Origin of the sequence: Streptomyces sp. NBC_00876 (assembly GCF_045207435.1) — a bacterium.
Taxonomy (GTDB): Bacteria; Actinomycetota; Actinomycetes; order Streptomycetales; family Streptomycetaceae; genus Streptomyces.
The window spans coordinates 8,271,644-8,288,846 of record NZ_CP108800.1; the positions used below are offsets into that span (position 1 = coordinate 8,271,644).

Below are 17,203 nucleotides of genomic sequence, written 5' to 3' on the forward strand. Positions count from 1 at the left end.
CGGACCGGTGACGCCCCCGCCGGCTGCCGGCCGATGTGGATCCGCCGCGCGCTCCGGGCCTGCACAATTCAGGGTGTGATCGATGACGACCCGTACATGTGGCTGGAAGACGTTGACGGCGAGGCGGCGCTCGAATGGGTGGCCTCGCGGAACTCCGAGACGGAGGCCGAGCTGGCAGCCGGTGGGGACTTCGCTGCCCTGAAGGCCCACCTGAGGGAGGCGCTGGACGCCTCCGACCGGATCCCTTACACCACCCGTCGCGGAGAGTATCTCTACAACTACTGGCGGGATGCCGGGCACGTGCGCGGTGTGTGGCGGCGCACGACGCTGGATCAGTACCGCAAGGACGCACCCGAATGGGAGGTCCTCCTCGACGTCGACGCGCTCGCCGCGACGGAGGGCGAGAAGTGGGTGTGGGCAGGCGCGCAGGTGCGCCACCCCGACTACGACCGGGCGCTGGTGGCTCTGTCGCGCGACGGTGGTGATGCCGCCGTGGTGCGTGAGTTCGACCTTGCCACCCGCACCTTCGTCGAGGGCGGGTTCCAGGTGCCGGAGGCGAAGACGCAGACAGGGTGGATAGACGCCGACACCGTCCTCATCGGTACGGACTTCGGGCCGGGCTCGCTGACCGACTCCGGCTACCCGCGGACGGTTCGCAGGTGGCGACGCGGCACACCGCTGGAGGAGGCCGGCCTGGTCTTCGAGGGGGAGGCGGGCGATGTGTCGGTCGGAGGGTGGCACGACACCGCGCCCGGCTTCGAACGGGACTTCGTCACCCGGTCACTGGACTTCCACCGCAGCGAGCTGTACCTCGTGAACCCCGGCACCTCGCTGGTCAGGATCGACGTTCCCGACGACGCCAGTGCCTATGCCCACCGCGAGCATCTGATGGTCACGCTGAAGTCCGACTGGCTGGGACAGCGCGCGGGGTCGCTGCTGGCGTTCGGCTTCGATGCCTTCCTGGCGGGCGACCGCACCGCCGAGGTGCTGTTCAGCCCCGATGACCGGACCGCCATGGCGGGGCACTCATGGACCCGCCACCACCTGATCCTGGAGACGATGCGCGACGTCAGTACCCACATCGAGGTACTCACCCCCGCCCCCGGCGGCGGGTGGGCGCGCTCGTCGCTCGCGGATGTACCGGCACTGTCCGCCGTCACCGTGGTCGGCACCGACCCGGACATCTCCGACGAGTACTTCCTGGATGTGTCGGGGTTCCTGCAGCCGTCCACCCTCTACCGCGGCCGGATCGGCTCCGGTTCGGAGATCATCAAGCAGGCTCCGGCCCGTTTCGATACGGCCGGTCTCGCGGCGCAGCAGTACTTCGCGACCTCCCGGGACGGCACGCGGGTGCCGTACTTCGTGATCGGCCCGGACCGCCGCGGCACGGGCCCCGGCCCCGCCCTGCTCTACGGCTACGGCGGCTTCGAGGTCTCGCTCACCCCCTTCTACAGCGCGGTGACGGGCCGGGCGTGGCTGGAGCGCGGCGGCACGCACGTGATCGCGAACATCCGGGGAGGCGGCGAGTACGGACCGAAATGGCACCGGGCCGCGCTGGGTGCGGACCGGTCGCGCGCGTTCGAGGACTTCGCGGCCGTCGCCGCGGACCTCGTCGAGCGGGGCATCACCACCCCGGCCATGCTGGGTGCCGCAGGCGGCAGCAACGGGGGCCTCCTCATGGGAGCGATGGTCACCCGCTATCCGCAGCTGTTCGGCGCGGTCGTGGCTCAGGTACCTCTGCTGGACATGCTGCGCTTCCACAAGCTTCTGGCCGGTGCGTCCTGGATCGCCGAGTACGGCAACCCGGACGACGGGGCCGATCGCCCGCACCTCCGCGATCTCTCCCCGTACCACCGGCTCACGGCGGACGAGGTGTACCCACCGGTGCTTCTGACCACCTCTACCCGCGACGACCGCGTTCACCCCGGCCACGCCCGCAAAGCGGCCGCACGGCTGCGCGAGCTCGGCCACAGTGTGCTGCTCCACGAGAACACCGGCGGCGGCCACGCGGGCGCAAGCGACAACGAACAGTCGGCCTACAACAACGCCCTGGTGCACACCTTCCTGTGGCGGCACCTCGCACCGTCGGCCGCGGGCTGACCGGGGTCGCCGGGCTGACCGGTCCGGCCGCGCCGGTCCGGTCAGCCGGGTCCTCAGGGCCGAAAGGCCCTGAGCGTGACGTCGACGAGCGCGTCGGCGTACTCGGCGGTCAGCGGGCCCGAGCGGTGCAGCCAGCGCTGGAACAGCGGCGCGTAGAGCACCTCCAGGACCAGGCCGAGGTCGGCGTCCGCGGCCAGTTGGCCGGCACGTTGCGCGCTGCGCAGCCGCTCCTTCTTGGCCTCGTCCAGGGGCCCGGCCAGCTTCTCGTGGTACAGCGCGGCCAGGTCGGGATCGTTGATGATCTCGTTGTTGAGCGCCCGGATCGGTTTCTCGAACTCCGGGTCGGCGAACTCGGCGACGGTTGCGCGCATGACCGTCCTGAGGTCGTTCTCGATGTCGCCGGTGTCCGGCAGTGCCGCGTCCTGCCCCTCGGCGCCCTCGCTGAGCGCCAGAAAAGCGTCGAAGATCACCGCGCCCTTGGACGGCCACCAGCGGTAGATCGTCTGCTTGCCGACGCCGGCGCGTGCGGCGATGGTCTCGATGGCCACCTTTCCGTACCCGACCTCTGAAACCAGCGCGCGGGTCGCCTCGAGGATCGCCTGCCGTGAACGTTCGCTGCGCCGGGAGCGGCCCGGCTTCGTGACCTGGGACATGGGCTCAGGCTAGCACTCCAACGAGACGGACCGTTTCGTATTGACAGAGTCACTTCCGCGGTGCAGGCTGTGCCGAACCGAGACGGACCGTCTCGTTACGGGAGGTGGGATTCCATGGCAACCGCAAAAGTCTGGTTCATCACTGGCGCTTCACGGGGCCTGGGCAAGGCGTTCGCCGAGGCGGCCCTGGCGGCGGGGGACCGCGTCGTGGCGGCGGCCCGCAACACCGAGCCGCTGGCGGCCCTGGCCGTCGAGTACCCGGACACGCTCGTCGGGCTCCCGCTGGACGTCTCCGACCGCAGGGCCGTGTTCGACGGCGTGGACCGGGCCGCGGCCGCCTTCGGCCGGCTCGACGTCGTGGTCAACAACGCGGGCGGGCTGCTCTACGGGATGGTGGAGGAAGCCACGGAGGGGCAGATCCGGGCGCATCTGGACGTCAACTTCTTCGGCGCGGTCTGGGTTGCACAAGCCGTCCTGCCCCACCTGCGCGCCCAGGGCTCCGGCCGCATCCTGCAGATCACATCGATGGGCGCCGCCGGCGGCATGGCGTCCGTAGGCTTCTACGGTGCGGGCAAAGTGGCGCTCGATTCATTCAGCGAGGCGCTCGCGATGGAGGTCGCGCAGTTCGGGATCAAGGTGACCATCGTGGAGATGGGCGGCTATGACACCGGCCTGTTCACCCAGGGCACCACGGCGACCGAGGCTCTCACGCACTACGACACCCTGCGCGCCGAACTGGCCGAGATGTGGGGCGAGGAGACAGGACCGGCCCCGAGCACAGCCGCCCCGGTCGTCATGGAACTGGCCGCACTGCCGGAACCGCCCCGGCGGCTCATCGTCGGCGGCCGGTCCTACGACCAGGTCCAGGACCTGGTCCGGGCCAGAGCCGACCTCTACCAGGCCTGGGAATCCCTCAGCCGAAGGGCCCCGGGCTGACCGGAACGGCACGCGATCCTTGCGCAGGGCCGGGCGGGGACGGGGCCGGGGTCGGGCTGGCCGAGGTCCCGAGCCTGCCCCTGCCCCTGGCGCTGTGTGGCTGTCGCCATAAGCCGCCACCTCCCAGGTCCCGGCCAACACCTGTCCTCGCACACTGCGAGTGGTGTGTTCACAACCGGAAATGACGGGGCGTCGCGGTCACGGTCGATGTCCTTAGCGAGGGGGTGGCCCGGGGGGTCGGCCCAGCCGGACGTCTCTGAGACGCGGAGGGGGTCATTCGCCCTGGTTCTCGGTGAGTTGAGAGGCGTCTCTCCCGAGAGCGGAAGCGGCCGCGGCCGAACCTGCCGGGGTCGCTGGGGTAGTCGGCGTGGCTGAAGGGTGCGATCTCTGGCCGCGCCGTCACGTCAGCGCTTGAACCATACGGGATGGGTTCAGGGATCCACTGCGCTAACTCTTGACGCTTCATTGGGTCGAGAGCACAGTGGCCGCAACATCTTGAGAGCGCTCTCAAGAAGTGGTGATCGCGCACTCCCCGACGTAGGAGGAACCTGCTCGTGAATCGAAACCCGCACGTCAACACGTCTGTACGACGCGCTTTGATAGCCGCTCTCGGTGTCCTGAGCCTCGCCGCTGCTGCCGTCAGCGTCACCCTGCCGGCGAATGCCTCCGTGCCCCCGCCACCTTCGGGTTGGACACAAGTCTTCGCCGACGACTTCAACGGACCGGCCGGATCAGGGATCAATACGGCCAACTGGCAGTACACGACGGGCACCAGTTACCCGGGTGGACCCGGCGGATTCGGAACCGGTGAGGTCGAGACGATGACCTCCAGCGCCGACAACGTGTCGCTCGACGGCTCCGGCAACCTCCGGATCACACCTCAGCGGGACGGCGCCGGTAACTGGACCTCCGGCCGCATCGAGTCCGTCCGGTCCGATTTCGAGCCGGCCGCGGGCGGCAAACTGCACGTCGAGGCCAGGCTGCAGATGCCGAACGTGACGGGCGCAGCCGCCAAGGGCTACTGGCCCGCCTTCTGGATGCTCGGGGCGCCGTACCGCGGCAACTGGTGGAACTGGCCGGGCATCGGTGAACTGGACATCATGGAGAACGTCCAGGGCATCAACAACGTGTGGGCCACCATGCACTGCGGCACCAGCCCGGGCGGGCCGTGCAACGAGAAGTCGGGCATTGGCGGCCAGAAGGTGTGCCCCGGAGCCACCTGCCAGGCCGGCTTCCACACCTACGCGGTCGAGTGGGACAAGTCGACCGCCGTACAGGAGATGCGCTTCTACGTCGACGGCGTCAACTACCACACGGTCCGCCAGAACCAGGTCGACGCGACCACCTGGACCAACGCCACCAACCACGGCTACTTCATCATCCTCAACGTCGCCATGGGCGGCGAGTTCCCCGCGGCCCTGGGCGGCGGCCCTGACGGCGCGACCGAGCCGGGCCACCCGCTCGTCGTCGACTACGTCCAGGTGCTGCAGTCCGGCGGCGGCGGAGGAGGCACCCCGACCGACCCGCCCACCACACCGCCGCCGTCCGGCAACCGGGACGCGTACAGCACCATTCAGGCGGAGTCCGCAGACCAGCAGTCAGGACTGACCACCGAGACGACGACGGACACCGGCGGAGGCCAGGACCTCACCACAGCGGCCAACGGTGACTGGGCTGTGTACAAGGGCGTCGACTTCGGTTCCTCGCCGGCGAAACAGTTCACCGCCCGTGTGGCCAGTGGAGCACCCGGCGGTGTCAGCGGCCTGGTCGAAGTACGGGTCGACAGCCGCACCAACGCCCCGGCGGGCAGCTTCGCCCTCGCCGGCACCGGCGGCTGGCAGACCTGGAAGGACCTGCCGGCCAACATCGGTGCCGTCACCGGCAAGCACGATGTCTACCTCACCTTCACCAGCGGCCAGCCTGCCGACTTCGTGAACATCAACTCGTTCAAGTTCGGCCACTGACCGGCAGGAGGTGTTGCCCATGACCGGAAAGCCAATACGCAGTCGGCCCCTGGCCGCCGTCCTGACCATCCTCCTGACACTGGCAGGTCTCACCCTCACCACCGTCGCGCCCGCACAGGCAGCCGCCGAATACACCCCAGGGCGTGACGCAGTCCGGCTCCGGCACAGTCGGCATCTGGTTCAGGCCGACCGCACCCGCCTCCCTGGTCGACGTGCACTACCTCTCACCCGGTGCCGGACAGCAGAGCTTCCGCATGACGAACAACGCGGGTACCTGGCAGCAGAGCGTCAGCGGACTGCCGAGCGGCTTCACCCTCGAGTACTGGTTCACGTACGAGAGGAACGGCCCGCTCCTCGACACCCCGCACCTCACCTACACAGTGGGCAGCGGAGATGGCGGGGGCGGGGGAGGAAGCGGTGCGGGCACATTCCCCATCACCTTCCAGAACAACACCCGGGGCGCCTACCCGGGTTCACAGATCTACATCACAGTCCTGGGACAGGTGACACCTGGTCAGTGGTCGTACATGAGGGCCGACGGGACGATGGCCCACATCAGCCACCTGGACGCGACCGGACCAGGGCATCTCGTCAAGAACGGCGTGAACTACCCCGACATGTCGTTCACGCTGACCCAGTCGGGCGGCTCCGTCCCTTCACCCACACCCATCCGCGGTGGACGGATCTACGTATCGCTCGGATCCCCGATGTACATCCCCGTCTCACCCGACGACCAGGGCTGGGGTGGCCCCGACCTGCGCAACCCCAACGATCCCAACACCGACGTCTACTACGACTGGTACGAGTACACCTATGTCCACGGGCACGTGGCATTCGGCGGAAACACCACGCAGGTCGACCAGTTCGGCTTCCCCATGACCGCACGCCTTACGCAGGCGGCCACCGGCTACGACAACACCCAGGGCATCACCATGACCCGCGCGCAGGTCATGTCCCAGTACGCGGCCTCAGTGGGCACTGTCTTCAAGCCGTTGCAGAGCGCCTACCGCATCGCTACGCCGGCTTCTTCCACAGCGTGGGTCTGAACAAGCGTGCCTACGGCTTCCCCTACGACGACATCAACGATCAGTCATCCGTACAGATCCTCGGCAACGCCAACCCGCCGACCGCCCTCACCCTCGGCATCGGCTGGTGAATCCCCGTGCCCGCCCCCGAACGGGGTCGGGCACGCTCACGTCCCGCGAGAGGTCGCGGGACGTTGCGTTGAGTTGTTGAAGTTGTTGAGGGACTGCGGGACTGCGGGACTGAGGGACTGAGGCGCTGATGCCGAGCGAGGCCGAGCGAGGCAGATAGGCACCGCCGGGGCCCGCGGGACCGAGAGCCGTCCCAGCCCGGGATTGTCAGGCCGGGCCCGGAAGCACCGGGGGCTCTTCACCCTCACCCGCAGGGACTTCGGAGTGCTCGGCGATCCAGGCCAGCGTCTCCGGCGAAATCACGCCATGGTCCTGTTCATTGTTTCGCTTGGCCAGTCTCCGCAACAACTCATCGTGATCGGCCTGGAAGTGGACGAGCCGCCACCTGGCGCCGTGCTGCGCGACCAGTTGCTTGTAGTCGTCCCTGACCGCGCGGGTGCCCAGTCCGTGATCCAGCACTACGGAACATCCTTCCCGCAGGCGTGCGACGAGCTGTCGCCGCACGTCCTCGATCACGGGAGCCTGAAGTGCGAGGTGTTCGTGCTCGGCGTGGTCCTTGCCGATCCGTCCATGCCGGGCGGTCATCTGGTCGTCTACTGACAGACGGACGACACCGTCTCGTGCCAACGCCTTCGCGAAGGTGGTCTTTCCCGAGCCGGGCATGCCGGTGAGCAGCCATACCACGGGCTGAAGATCACTCATCCGCCTGACTCTAGCGGTCGTCCCTGCGCCAGAGGTCTGAGCAACCGGGCTATTGCAGCCGCAGAACACCGGGAGCGCACCGCTCGAAGACCTCGACCAGCTGGTCGAAGACGGACGGTCCGCGCCGGCCTCGGGCCTCGGCCAGATACGCCGCAACGGCGGTTCGGATCGATGGATGACACCGAGTCCGGTCTCGCTCCAGCCGGCGGACCGTCTCCGGGTATCCGAGATGAACACGCGACACATCGTGGTCGCGCCATTCGACGATGTACTCATCGACGTCCGGGTGTCCGGGTCCGCCGCTGAGGCAGTCGGCAAAGGCGGCGAAATTCCCGCCGAAGTACTGGCGCCCGGGACCGTCGAAGGCGTCCATGACGACCCGCCAGAAGTCGTCCAATGTTCGAATCCGTGTTCCGTCGAGTACGTATACCGTCGCCATGACCCCAGGATATGTCTGCCCCAGCGGCTTGCTCATCCCCTGCCGCCCTCCCGTTGCCGGACGATCGGACCGGTCTGGGGCCCGGTCACCGTCAGTCCCCGCACCTCCAGCCCGGTCGGCGGCACGGAACCCGGAGACAAGCCACGGGCGTCGTGCGGGAAGGCGGCTTTCTGTCACTCTGCTTCCATGTCCGCACGGAATCGAAGACTGCCCCGGCACCGGGCCTGGCCCCTGACCACCACTGACATCAATGAGTGCCTCGGCCTTCACGCGACCCGAGTCACTGACCTGGGGTTTCTCACCGGGCATGACAGCGGGACCATTGTCCTGGGAGCTGCGTGGGTCGCGCCGGCCCCCCGTAACTACGGCCGTGGCATCCACCCGGACATGGTCGGCTTCCGCATAGACGTCCACCCGGTCCCTGCAACTGAACGTGCTTCGATCCGCGCTGTTCTACGAGCGCAGGCCCTCCCGCAACTCCACGAATGGGTCACACAGGCGATCGCCGCCGACGAGACCTGGCAACTGACCCCGCACCAGCACTACTGGCGGCTCACGGACGGCCACCTCACCCACCGCGACGAAGCGTGAACCGGGTCCGTATCGAGGCAGGGCCGCAGGCAGACAAGCAGGCCGGACCCGCGGCGCGGGCCCGGCCTGCTTGTCTGGTGTCAGCCCTTGACGGCTCCCTGCATGATGCCGCCGACGATCTGACGGCCCAGCAGTCCGAAGACCAGCAGCACCGGCAGAGTGCCCAGCAGGGTACCCGCCATGATCACGGATTGGTCATGAACATAGCCACCTCCGAGCTGGCGCAGTGCCACCTGCACGGTCGGCTCGGACGAGGTCAGGGCGACGATGGGCCAGAAGAAGTCGTTCCATGCCGCCATGAAGGTCAGCAGGCCGAGCACGGCCATGCCCGGCCGGGCGATCGGCACCACGATGGACCAGAAGATCCTGGCCGTGGACGCGCCGTCCACCCGGGCCGCTTCGATCAGCTCATCCGGCAGCGACTGCACCAGGTACTGGCGCATGAAGAACACACCGAACGCGGAAACCAGGCCGGGCAGGATGACCGCCTGGAGCTGGTTCACCCACTGGAGTTTCGCGATGAGCATGAACAGCGGGATGACACCCAACTGTGGCGGGATCATCATCGTGCCGACCGTGATCGCGAGCAGGGCGCCGCGGCCGCGGAAGCGCAGTTTGGCGAAGGCGAACCCGGCGAGTGTGCAGCACAGCACGGTGCCGAGGGTGATCGAGCCGGAGACGATGAGGGAGTTGATCAGCGCCTTGCCGATGTCCGCCTCCTCCGACACCGCCTTGAAGTTACGCATCAGATTGGGCCCCGGCAGAAGGGACGGCGGCACCTGGGCGAGGTCTGCGTTGGAGCGGCTGGCTGCGACGATCGTCCAGTAGAACGGGAAGGCGGAGATCAGTACGGCCACGGCCAGCAACGCGTAGGCGAGCTTTCCGCCATGGTTGGTCCGTCCCGCGCGTGAGGGGCGCCTGCTGCGGGGGGAGCGCCGCTTCTCCGGGGCGGGGAGTGCGACCGGCGGGTCGGCGAGCGCGGTCATCGGCCGGCCTCCTTGCGGGAACGGTGGTGTGCGAGCAGGGCGTTGACCCCGACGATCACCACAATGAGCAGGAACATGACCCAGGCGATGGCCGCAGCCCGGCCCAGGTGGAAGAAGCCCCAGCCCTGCTCGTACATGTAGAGCCCGAGCGTCTGGTACTGGTGGGAGATGCCGCCGGAGACCGACCCCTCGAAGAGCAGCGGCTCACCGAAGAGCTGGGTCGCGCCGATGGTGGAGACGATGACGGTGAAGACGATCGTGGGCCGCAGGCCCGGCAGCGTGACATGGAAGAACTGCCGCCACTTCGGTGCCCCGTCCATCTCGGCGGCCTCGTACAGCTCGTTCGGGATGGACTGCATGCCGGCGAGGTAGATCAGCGCGTTGTAGCCGGTCCAGCGCCAGATGACGATCGAGGAGACAGCGATCTGCGAGGCGACGGTGCCGGTCTGCCAGTCGACGGGGCTGACGCCGACGAGCCCGAACACGTAGTTGATCAGGCCGAAGTCCCGCCCGAAGAGCTGGGCGAAGACCAGGGTGGCGGCGGCAACGGACGTCGCGTACGGCAGGAGCATCGCCGTGCGCAGGAAGGTCCGGCCGCGGAGCTTGTAGTTGAGCAGGTGCGCGAGCCCGAGGGCCATCACCAGCTGCGGCACTGTGGAGAGCACGCCGATGGTGAACGTGTTGCGCAGTGAGGTCCAGAAGAACTCGTCGCCGAACAGGGCGGTGTAGTTGCCCAGGCCACGCCATTCCATGGTGCCGGGCGTCTGGAGTTCGACACGGTAGAGCGACACGAAGGCCGTGTAGATCAGCGGGAAGAGGCCGAAGGCCGCGAACAGGGTGAAGAACGGGGCGAGGTATGCGTACGGCGAGAGCTTCTGCCATGTCTGCCGGACATTCCGGGGCCGGTGCGGCGGGAGTGGTGCCGGCTCGGGCGTGGCCGGCTTCGCGGATGCTGTGAGGGTCACGGTTCGGCCCTTCGTCAGTCGTTACGGGAGTGGGCGGGAGGGGCCCCGGGCGTGGGCGGACTCCCTCCGCAGCGGGGGAGGGCGGTGCAGCCCTTCGGGCAGTTCGGTGGTGCAGCCCTTCGGCCAGGATCGCGGCGCAGGCCTTCGGACAGGTCGGCGGCGCAGGTGCTCGGGCTGCGGACCGGCCCGGAGGATTCCGGTTCCCGAGACCACTGCCGGACGGGCGCGTAGCGTGCCGGGTCCGGCAATGGGCCGTGGGTGGGAAACGGCCGCAGGGGAAATGGGCCCGTGGGCCGGATCCGGCTGGGGAGCTATGAGCCCGTGGGTCGGATCCGGCTGCGGGAAGGGGGTGCGGTGAGGTCCGGGGGTCAGCCGATGGTGTTCTCGACGCCCTTCTTCGCGTTCGCCCACGCCTTGTCCGGGGCCGTGCCCTTGCGCTCGACCTCGCTCAGCGCGTTGGTGATCTGCTGGGCCACGTTCTGGTCGTGGACACCGAGAACCTGAACCGGGGCGGCCTTGGCGGCGGCGCCGAAGATCTTGCCGATCGGGGCGTTGGAGAAGTACGGGTCCTTGGCATCGGCGACCTGCTCGATCGCGCCGGTGGAGGAGGGGAAGTTGCCCTGCTTCTCGAAGAGCTTGGCCTGCTGCCGGGGGGCTGTGAGCCACTCGATCAACTTGTAGGCCGCCTCCTTGTTCTTCGCTGCCTTCGGCACGGCGAGGTACGAGCCGCCCCAGTTGCCCGCACCGCCGGGCAGCGTCGCGATGTCCCACTTGCCCTGGCCCGCGTCACCGGCCTGACCCTTGATGTATCCGAGCATCCAGGCAGGGCACGGCATCGTGGCGAAGGAGCCGGCCGCGAACGCCTGGTTCCACTGCGGTGACCACTGGTCCAGCTTGGCGCTCAAGCCGCTGTCCGCCGCCGCGACGGAGGTGTTCCAGGCCGTCTTCAGAGCGGGGTTGGTCTCCCAGATCAGCGCGCCCGAGGCGTCGTAGTAGCGCTTCTCCTCCTGCCCGATCATGATCGAGTAGAGGCTGCCGACACTGTCCAGCCAGGCGCTCTTGGCGGGTGCCTTCTGCTTGTACTGCTTGCCGAGCTCGAGGTAGCCGTCCCACGTCGACCACTTGCGGGCCAGTTGTTCGCGGTCCGTCGGCAGCCCGGCCTTCTTGAACAGGTCCGTGCGGTAGCACATGGCCTCCGGGCCCACGTCCGTGCCGAGTCCCAGGACCTCACCGTTCTTCCCCGTGGCGGCGGCCCACTTGGCCTGCGCGAACTTGCTCCTGAGCTCGTCCGCGCCGTACTTCTTCAAGTCCTCGAACTTGTCGGACTGCTGCTGCGTGACGGAGGCGATCCGGCCCACCTCGATACCCTGGACGTCGGCGAGTCCGCCGCCGCCGGCGAGCCGGGTCTGGAGGGACTTCCAGTAGTCGGCCTCGTCCTCGGTGTCGGTCTGCTTGATGGTGACGCCCGGGTTGGCCTTCTCGTACGCGGCGTAGAGCCCGGCCTCCTTGTAGCCGAAGGATCCGAACAGGTCGACGGTGATCGTCATTTTGCCGCCCGTACTGTCCGAGGTCTCATCCGACGAACCTCCGCAGGCAGCGAGCAGCGCCCCGGCGAGCGCGACCGCCCCGATGCGGACGGTGGCTCTTGTGGCGGCTCGGGCAATGGGCATGGGAAGCCTCCCTCGGCTCAGGGGTCGAACGAGAGTCGCCTCTCTTGAGAGCGCTCTCAAACCAGCGCCTGGAGCGTGCCTCTCGGCTGTGCGTCCCGTCAAGACTCGAAGGCATAACGGGTTGGACTCGGCCTCAAGTCCCCGCTGCGTTCCACGTGTTGACATCCGTCTTCGGGAGTTTTACGTTTCCGGCAGCGCACAACATCCTCCCGATGACCAGAGGATCGCCCCACCGATGCCGCCCTCGCCCGGTGCGCGACCCGCGCCGGGGCGGAGCGGGCGACCGCTCCATCGCCCGGGCGGATACTCTCTCCTCCGGCAAGTCCCGTATGCGTCCAGCGTGTTCAGTCGAAGCGTCCAGGGGGATCGCCAGTACGGGGTCGCCGCTGCGGGGGCCGTCAGACGCGGGGATTGTCGGTACGCGGTGGGGCGTGGTGCGGACCCCACCCGGCCGCCGGAGTCGCAGACCCCCAGCACATTCCAGTTGCGCACCGAGGCGACACTCGCCGGCGAGGAGCCCGCAGCCGCCGGAGGTGCCCGCAGCCGCCGGAGGTGCCCTGCCGGTTACCGGCTCATGGCGTGCTTCCGGGAATCCTCAGGCCGAGGCGCGCCGCACCAGGGTGGTAGGGGTGATCACCGACGCAGGGACCTGGCCGCCCGTGTCATCGAGCTGCCGCATCAGCAGCTTGACCATCAGCCGGCCCATGCCCTCGATGTCCTGCCGGACGGTGGTCAGGGCCGGTTCCGTGGTCCGCACGACGGACGGCATGTCGTCGAAGCCGACCACAGCCACGTCTTTCGGAACCCGCACCCCGCGCTCGCGCAGGGTGCGCAGAGCTCCCGAGGCCATGAGGTCATTGGAGACGAACACGCCATCGACGTCCGGCCGCCGGTCGAGCAGCTCGGCCATCGCGCGGGCGCCGCTCTCCTCGGTGAAGTCGCCCTGGCACAGAAGTGATGGATCGGCATCGAACAGCACGTCGTGGTAGCCGTCGATCCGGTCCAGCGCGGCCGCCTGGTCGCGCGGGCCCGCGATATGCGCGATGTGCCGGCGGCCGAGCGAGAGCAGATGCCGGATGGCCTCCCGCGCGCCGCCCCGGTTGTCGCAGTCCACAAAGGGCACGGCCATGTCGGAGCCCGCCGTCGGACGCCCACCGAAGACGGTCGGGATGCCCGTCCGCCCGATGAGGGCGGGCAGTTCGTCGTCGTTGTGCAAGGAGAACGCCAGCGCCCCGTCCACATGCCCGCCGCCGAGATAGCGGGCGATCCGGTCGTGATCGCCGGGCCCCTCGACCCACAGCAGTACCAGCTGGGCGTCGTGCGCGGTCAGCTCCCGGCTGATGCCGCGTACCTGCTGTTCGAAGAAGGGGTCGGAGAAGATCCGGAACTCGGGCTCCGCGATGATCACCGCGACCGCGCCGTTTCGCCGGGTGACCAGTGTGCGGGCCGCGTGGTTGGGAACGTAGCCGAGCTCCTCGACCGCTTTGCGTACCTTGTCCACCAACGGGGCGCGCACACCCGCGCCGCCGTTGACGACCCGCGAGGCCGTGGCCCGGGACACGCCGGCATGCGCGGCGACGGCTTCCAGCGTGGGGCGGGACCCCGTGGTCTGCTCGGGCAAGGCGGGCGCTCCTCGTCTGCGGCTCTGCTCTGTCTGCGATGCGGGTTCCGGTCCGGCCGGGTGGCCGGCTCCGACCAGACTATCCGCAGACGGAATCGGGCTGAGAGCGCTCCCAGGGTTGTGGTGCTTCCGCGGTCCGGTGAGAGAGAGCTCGTGTCTGCCGGGGCCCACGCTGGAGCGCAGACTCAGCGCGCGGCCGCACGACGCGGAGCTGCTGCCCGTCGTGTCGTGGGAGCAGCTCCGCGGTCAGGGGTGCGAGCAGAGCCACTGGCTCACTCCGTTACCGGCATGCACTCGGCGAGCAGGCCGACGATGTCGCGCCAGGCTCGCTGAGCGTGCTGCGGGTGGTAGCCGACGCCGGGGAGCACGGTCTGGTCGACCGGCGGGTGGTGGAAGGCGTGCAGGGCCCCGCCGTAGACCACGAGGCGCCAGTCGACACCTGCGGCCTGCATCTCGGCGGCGAAGGCCTCCCGTTGCTCAGCGGGCATGATCGGGTCCTCCGATCCGACCCCGGCCCACACCGGGCATCGGATGTGCGCCGCCTCGCCCGGTCGGCCCGTGGTCAGTCCGTTTACCGTTCCGATCGCCCGCAGGTCCACCCCGTCGCGGCCGAGTTCCAGCGCGATCGCGCCCCCGGTGCCGTAGCCGACAGCGGCGATCCGGTCGGGATCGGTGCGTGGTTCGGCGCACAGCACATCGAGTGCCGCATGGCCGATACCCCGCATCCGGTCGGGGTCGGCGAGCAGCGGCATCACGCGCGCCAGCATCTCCTGCGGGTCGGTGAACCAGTGCCCGCCGTGCAGATCGAAGGCCAGCGCCACATAACCGAGTTCGGCGAGGGCGTCGGCGCGGCGGCGCTGGAAGTCGTTCAGCCCCGGCCCCTCGGGCCCGATCAGGACTGCCGGCCGACGGCCGGCACCGGCCGGGAGCGCGAGGTGTCCGATCATCGTCAGGCCGTCGGCCGGGTACTCGATTGTGCTCGTGGTGACCGTCGTCATGAGACTGGACTGTAATGATCGTCGAGCCCGGTCGGGCCGGTCTTCACCGTGGGCAGAACTACGCGGGTCGCCGGGGAGGCCTCGCCGGCCTCAGCCACTGCGGCTGGGGACGACTCCGTCTCTCGGCCGAACGCGTCATCGCCGCCGCGGCCCGGCTGGACGCCGCCAGAGCCGAGCGTGCGGCGGCCGCGACAGTGCGGTTGTCCAGTCGCGTCGGGAGCGTCCAGCCGAGGCCCAGGCCGGGGCCGAGGCCCGGGCCGGGCCTCGGGCCGCTGCGGCGGAGGCGCTTCTCAGCGGTCTTTGGCCAGGGCTAGGAGCTCGGCGAAGAGTCCGCCGGCGTTCGCCAGGTCCTGGTACCCACCCTGCTCGATCACTCGGCCCTCATCCATGACGATGATGCGGTCGGCCAGGCGGGTGTTCTCCAGCTGATGCGTGACGACGATGGTCATGCGCTCGGCAGCGATGCGTTTGATCTCCAGGAAGATCTTGTGTTCGCCGCGTGCGTCCATCTGGGAAGTCGGCTCGTCGAGGATCAGCAGGGGCGTCTGCCGGTAGAGCGCGCGCCCGCCCACAAGGCGCTGCCACTGACCGCCGGACAGTTCGGCACCTCCCCACAGCTCCTTGGCGAGAAGGGTGTCGAGCTGCTGGGGGAGTTTCTCGAGCGCGCTCCGCATCCCGACGGCGTCGATGGCGTCCCACACCGGTCCGTCGTCGAGGGTCTTGGGCTGGCCGAGGGTGATGTTCTCGCGGGCGCGCAGTGGCCAGCAGGCGAAGTTCTGAGGTACGAGGGCGGTGCGCTTCCACAGGGCGGCCGGATCGGTCTGGGCGAGGTCGATGCCGTCCCACAGGACGCGGCCCTTGTCGGCGAGAAGAATTCCGGTGATGAGTTTGGTGAGCGTTGATTTGCCCGAGCCGTTCTCACCGACGATGGCGAGGATCTCGCCGCGGCGCAGTGTGAGCGAGACGCCGGCGACGGCCGGCTCCGCCTTGCCGGGGTACTGGTACACGACTTCGTCGAGCCGGATCTCGTCCACATGCTCCGGGATGGTCTGCTCACCGCGCTTGGGGGCGCGTTCATCCGCCATGTCGAGGAAGGACCGCATGTCGGCCATGTAGAGGGAGGTGTGGAACATCGCGGCGCCGTGGGTGACGAACTGCGAGAGAGCGGTGAGTGTGGTCTGGACGGCGACCACAGCGGTGGCCGCCACGGGCAGAGCGACCCGTCCGGTGGTCGCCAGCCAGGCAAGCGTGGCCCAGGTGCTCAGCAGGAAGGCGCCGCCCAGCGCGCTGGATGCCAGAACGATGCGCAGCATGCGAGGCGCGGCGGTCAGCGTGCGCTGATCGATCCGGTCGGAGAGCGAGCGGTACCAGTAGATGAGGTAGCCGGTCATGCCGTTCGCACGGACCTCGTCACCGTAGCGGGAGTACGTGGCCCACCAGCGCATCATGGAGCGGACGTTGCGGTCGCCGACGTTGAGATAGTGGGTCTCGTAGTCGACACGGGCGGTCAGCACAGCGCCGACGCCGGCGGGGAGCACCGCGAGCAGGAGCAGAGGGAGAATCATCCAGTGAAGCGCCGCGATGACCGCGCTCGCGGCGATCATGCGGACGAGGGCCGCCATGAACCGCTGTGCGTCCTGGACCATCATCCGGGTCCGTGTGACACCGACCTCGGCGGCCTCCTGCCGGTCGGCGAAACCGTCCTCTCCGTACGCGGACGTCTCCACGTGGCACACGGCGGAGACGAGCGAGATGTCCGCCTCGGTCATGAGCAGGGGTGTGATCCGCCCGTCGGCGTAGGAGGACAGGGCGCTGCTGACCCTGCCGAGGCTCGCGGCGGCCGTCACCACGATCAGGGGCGGCAGCGCCCCGTGCAGGCGTTCGGGCACGGTACCCGTACCGAGCAGATGGGTCATGGCTGTCGCGGTGAACGCGAGGACGCAGGCGGCGGCGGCACCGGTCAGGACCTGGCAGAGGAGAAGGAGCACGACACCGGGCCTGTCGACGGCCCAGGCCATGCGCGCAGTGTGCCCGAGCACGCTGGGCAGGCGCCGGCACATTGCTCCGAAACTGGCCTCTGCCAGCGGATTCTTGCCGTGCTTGCCTTCGAAGGAGATGGTCGCCGGCGGGGGAGGGGGAGGCTTCTTCGCGTATTCGGTCGAGGTGTCGGTCACAGTCACCTGTGTCCCTCCTTGGCGTCGGTGCCGCACGCGGATGGCTCGGCAGTGCACGGCATAACGACGTCGAGAGGGAATCGAACACGCTCGATTTCGGACGCGCTGGACCCCTTGAGCACCACGGGGTCGGACCTGCCATCGGCGCTCTGAAGCCTGGGCGAAGCGCTGCGGATTGGCCGAATCGCCGGTGCCTGAAACGCGTGTGGCAGATGAGGTTTTCCTCGGCCCGAATCAGGGATCAAGGGCA

The 17,203-nt window shown here is 68.8% G+C and carries 14 protein-coding genes; 5 read left to right on the forward strand and 9 right to left on the reverse strand.

What is annotated here, in order from left to right:
- Positions 1-33: 33 nt before the first annotated feature.
- Positions 34-2,100 carry a prolyl oligopeptidase family protein gene (locus OG782_RS36045; RefSeq protein WP_406459453.1) on the forward strand — a complete coding sequence of 689 codons (2,067 nt, stop codon included), beginning with the start codon at positions 34-36 and terminating at the stop codon, positions 2,098-2,100.
- Positions 2,101-2,153: 53 nt separating this feature from the next.
- On the opposite strand, the gene OG782_RS36050 is transcribed toward OG782_RS36045, so the two are convergent.
- Positions 2,154-2,753 carry a TetR/AcrR family transcriptional regulator gene (locus OG782_RS36050; RefSeq protein WP_406458392.1) on the reverse strand — a complete coding sequence of 200 codons (600 nt, stop codon included), beginning with the start codon at positions 2,751-2,753 and terminating at the stop codon, positions 2,154-2,156.
- Positions 2,754-2,867: 114 nt separating this feature from the next.
- Between OG782_RS36050 and OG782_RS36055 the strand changes: the two genes are divergently transcribed.
- From OG782_RS36055 to OG782_RS36065, 3 genes are all read left to right on the forward strand, one after another.
- The gene (locus OG782_RS36055; RefSeq protein WP_406458394.1) at positions 2,868-3,689 is read left to right on the forward strand and encodes an SDR family NAD(P)-dependent oxidoreductase; all 822 of its coding nucleotides are present in this window, start codon (positions 2,868-2,870) and stop codon (positions 3,687-3,689) included.
- A gap of 554 nt (positions 3,690-4,243) precedes the next feature.
- The gene (locus OG782_RS36060; protein WP_406458396.1) at positions 4,244-5,653 is read left to right on the forward strand and encodes a glycoside hydrolase family 16 protein; all 1,410 of its coding nucleotides are present in this window, start codon (positions 4,244-4,246) and stop codon (positions 5,651-5,653) included.
- Between the two features lie 143 nt (positions 5,654-5,796).
- A complete protein-coding gene (locus OG782_RS36065; RefSeq protein WP_406458398.1) occupies positions 5,797-6,699 on the forward strand; it encodes a beta-1,3-glucanase family protein in 903 nt (300 codons plus the stop codon).
- Positions 6,700-7,014: 315 nt separating this feature from the next.
- Here the strand turns inward: OG782_RS36065 and OG782_RS36070 are convergent, their stop codons facing one another.
- Both OG782_RS36070 and OG782_RS36075 read right to left on the reverse strand, forming a co-directional pair.
- On the reverse strand, positions 7,015-7,509 hold the full coding sequence (locus OG782_RS36070; protein WP_406458400.1) for an AAA family ATPase: 495 nt from the start codon (positions 7,507-7,509) through the stop codon (positions 7,015-7,017).
- A 49-nt stretch (positions 7,510-7,558) separates the two neighbouring features.
- Complete coding sequence (locus OG782_RS36075) at positions 7,559-7,948, reverse strand: barstar family protein (RefSeq protein ID WP_406458402.1); 390 nt, start codon at positions 7,946-7,948, stop codon at positions 7,559-7,561.
- Between the two features lie 186 nt (positions 7,949-8,134).
- Between OG782_RS36075 and OG782_RS36080 the strand changes: the two genes are divergently transcribed.
- The gene (locus tag OG782_RS36080) at positions 8,135-8,539 is read left to right on the forward strand and encodes a hypothetical protein (protein WP_406458404.1); all 405 of its coding nucleotides are present in this window, start codon (positions 8,135-8,137) and stop codon (positions 8,537-8,539) included.
- Between the two features lie 80 nt (positions 8,540-8,619).
- Here the strand turns inward: OG782_RS36080 and OG782_RS36085 are convergent, their stop codons facing one another.
- The 6 genes from OG782_RS36085 to OG782_RS36110 all read right to left on the reverse strand — a co-directional run bounded on the left by OG782_RS36085 (position 8,620) and on the right by OG782_RS36110 (position 16,959).
- Positions 8,620-9,525: a carbohydrate ABC transporter permease gene (locus tag OG782_RS36085; RefSeq protein ID WP_406458406.1), complete on the reverse strand. Its 906-nt coding sequence runs from the start codon at positions 9,523-9,525 to the stop codon at positions 8,620-8,622.
- Entirely contained in the window at positions 9,522-10,490 is a 969-nt protein-coding gene (locus OG782_RS36090) for a carbohydrate ABC transporter permease (protein WP_406458408.1), read from the reverse strand. Before OG782_RS36090 ends, OG782_RS36085 begins: the two co-directional genes overlap by 4 nt.
- A 368-nt stretch (positions 10,491-10,858) precedes the next feature.
- Positions 10,859-12,160 (reverse strand): extracellular solute-binding protein, encoded by a 1,302-nt coding sequence (locus OG782_RS36095; protein WP_406458410.1) that lies wholly within the window; start codon positions 12,158-12,160, stop codon positions 10,859-10,861.
- 595 nt (positions 12,161-12,755) lie between these two features.
- Complete coding sequence (locus tag OG782_RS36100; protein WP_406458412.1) at positions 12,756-13,781, reverse strand: LacI family DNA-binding transcriptional regulator; 1,026 nt, start codon at positions 13,779-13,781, stop codon at positions 12,756-12,758.
- A 272-nt stretch (positions 13,782-14,053) separates the two neighbouring features.
- A complete protein-coding gene (locus OG782_RS36105; RefSeq protein ID WP_406458414.1) occupies positions 14,054-14,779 on the reverse strand; it encodes a dienelactone hydrolase family protein in 726 nt (241 codons plus the stop codon).
- Between the two features lie 290 nt (positions 14,780-15,069).
- The gene (locus OG782_RS36110) at positions 15,070-16,959 is read right to left on the reverse strand and encodes an ATP-binding cassette domain-containing protein (RefSeq protein ID WP_406458416.1); all 1,890 of its coding nucleotides are present in this window, start codon (positions 16,957-16,959) and stop codon (positions 15,070-15,072) included.
- Positions 16,960-17,203: the final 244 nt, after the last annotated feature.

What these genes read in the sequence shown, in the direction of transcription:
- OG782_RS36055 (WP_406458394.1), top strand. Translation starts at nt 2,868, where the DNA reads ATGGCAACCGCAAAAGTCTGGTTCATCACTGGCGCTTCACGGGGCCTG.
- OG782_RS36045 (WP_406459453.1), top strand. Translation starts at nt 34, where the DNA reads ATGTGGATCCGCCGCGCGCTCCGGGCCTGCACAATTCAGGGTGTGATC.
- OG782_RS36075 (WP_406458402.1), bottom strand. Translation starts at nt 7,948, where the DNA reads ATGGCGACGGTATACGTACTCGACGGAACACGGATTCGAACATTGGAC.
- OG782_RS36085 (WP_406458406.1), bottom strand. Translation starts at nt 9,525, where the DNA reads ATGACCGCGCTCGCCGACCCGCCGGTCGCACTCCCCGCCCCGGAGAAG.
- OG782_RS36105 (WP_406458414.1), bottom strand. Translation starts at nt 14,779, where the DNA reads ATGACGACGGTCACCACGAGCACAATCGAGTACCCGGCCGACGGCCTG.
- OG782_RS36080 (WP_406458404.1), top strand. Translation starts at nt 8,135, where the DNA reads ATGTCCGCACGGAATCGAAGACTGCCCCGGCACCGGGCCTGGCCCCTG.
- OG782_RS36050 (WP_406458392.1), bottom strand. Translation starts at nt 2,753, where the DNA reads ATGTCCCAGGTCACGAAGCCGGGCCGCTCCCGGCGCAGCGAACGTTCA.
- OG782_RS36095 (WP_406458410.1), bottom strand. Translation starts at nt 12,160, where the DNA reads ATGCCCATTGCCCGAGCCGCCACAAGAGCCACCGTCCGCATCGGGGCG.
- OG782_RS36070 (WP_406458400.1), bottom strand. Translation starts at nt 7,509, where the DNA reads ATGAGTGATCTTCAGCCCGTGGTATGGCTGCTCACCGGCATGCCCGGC.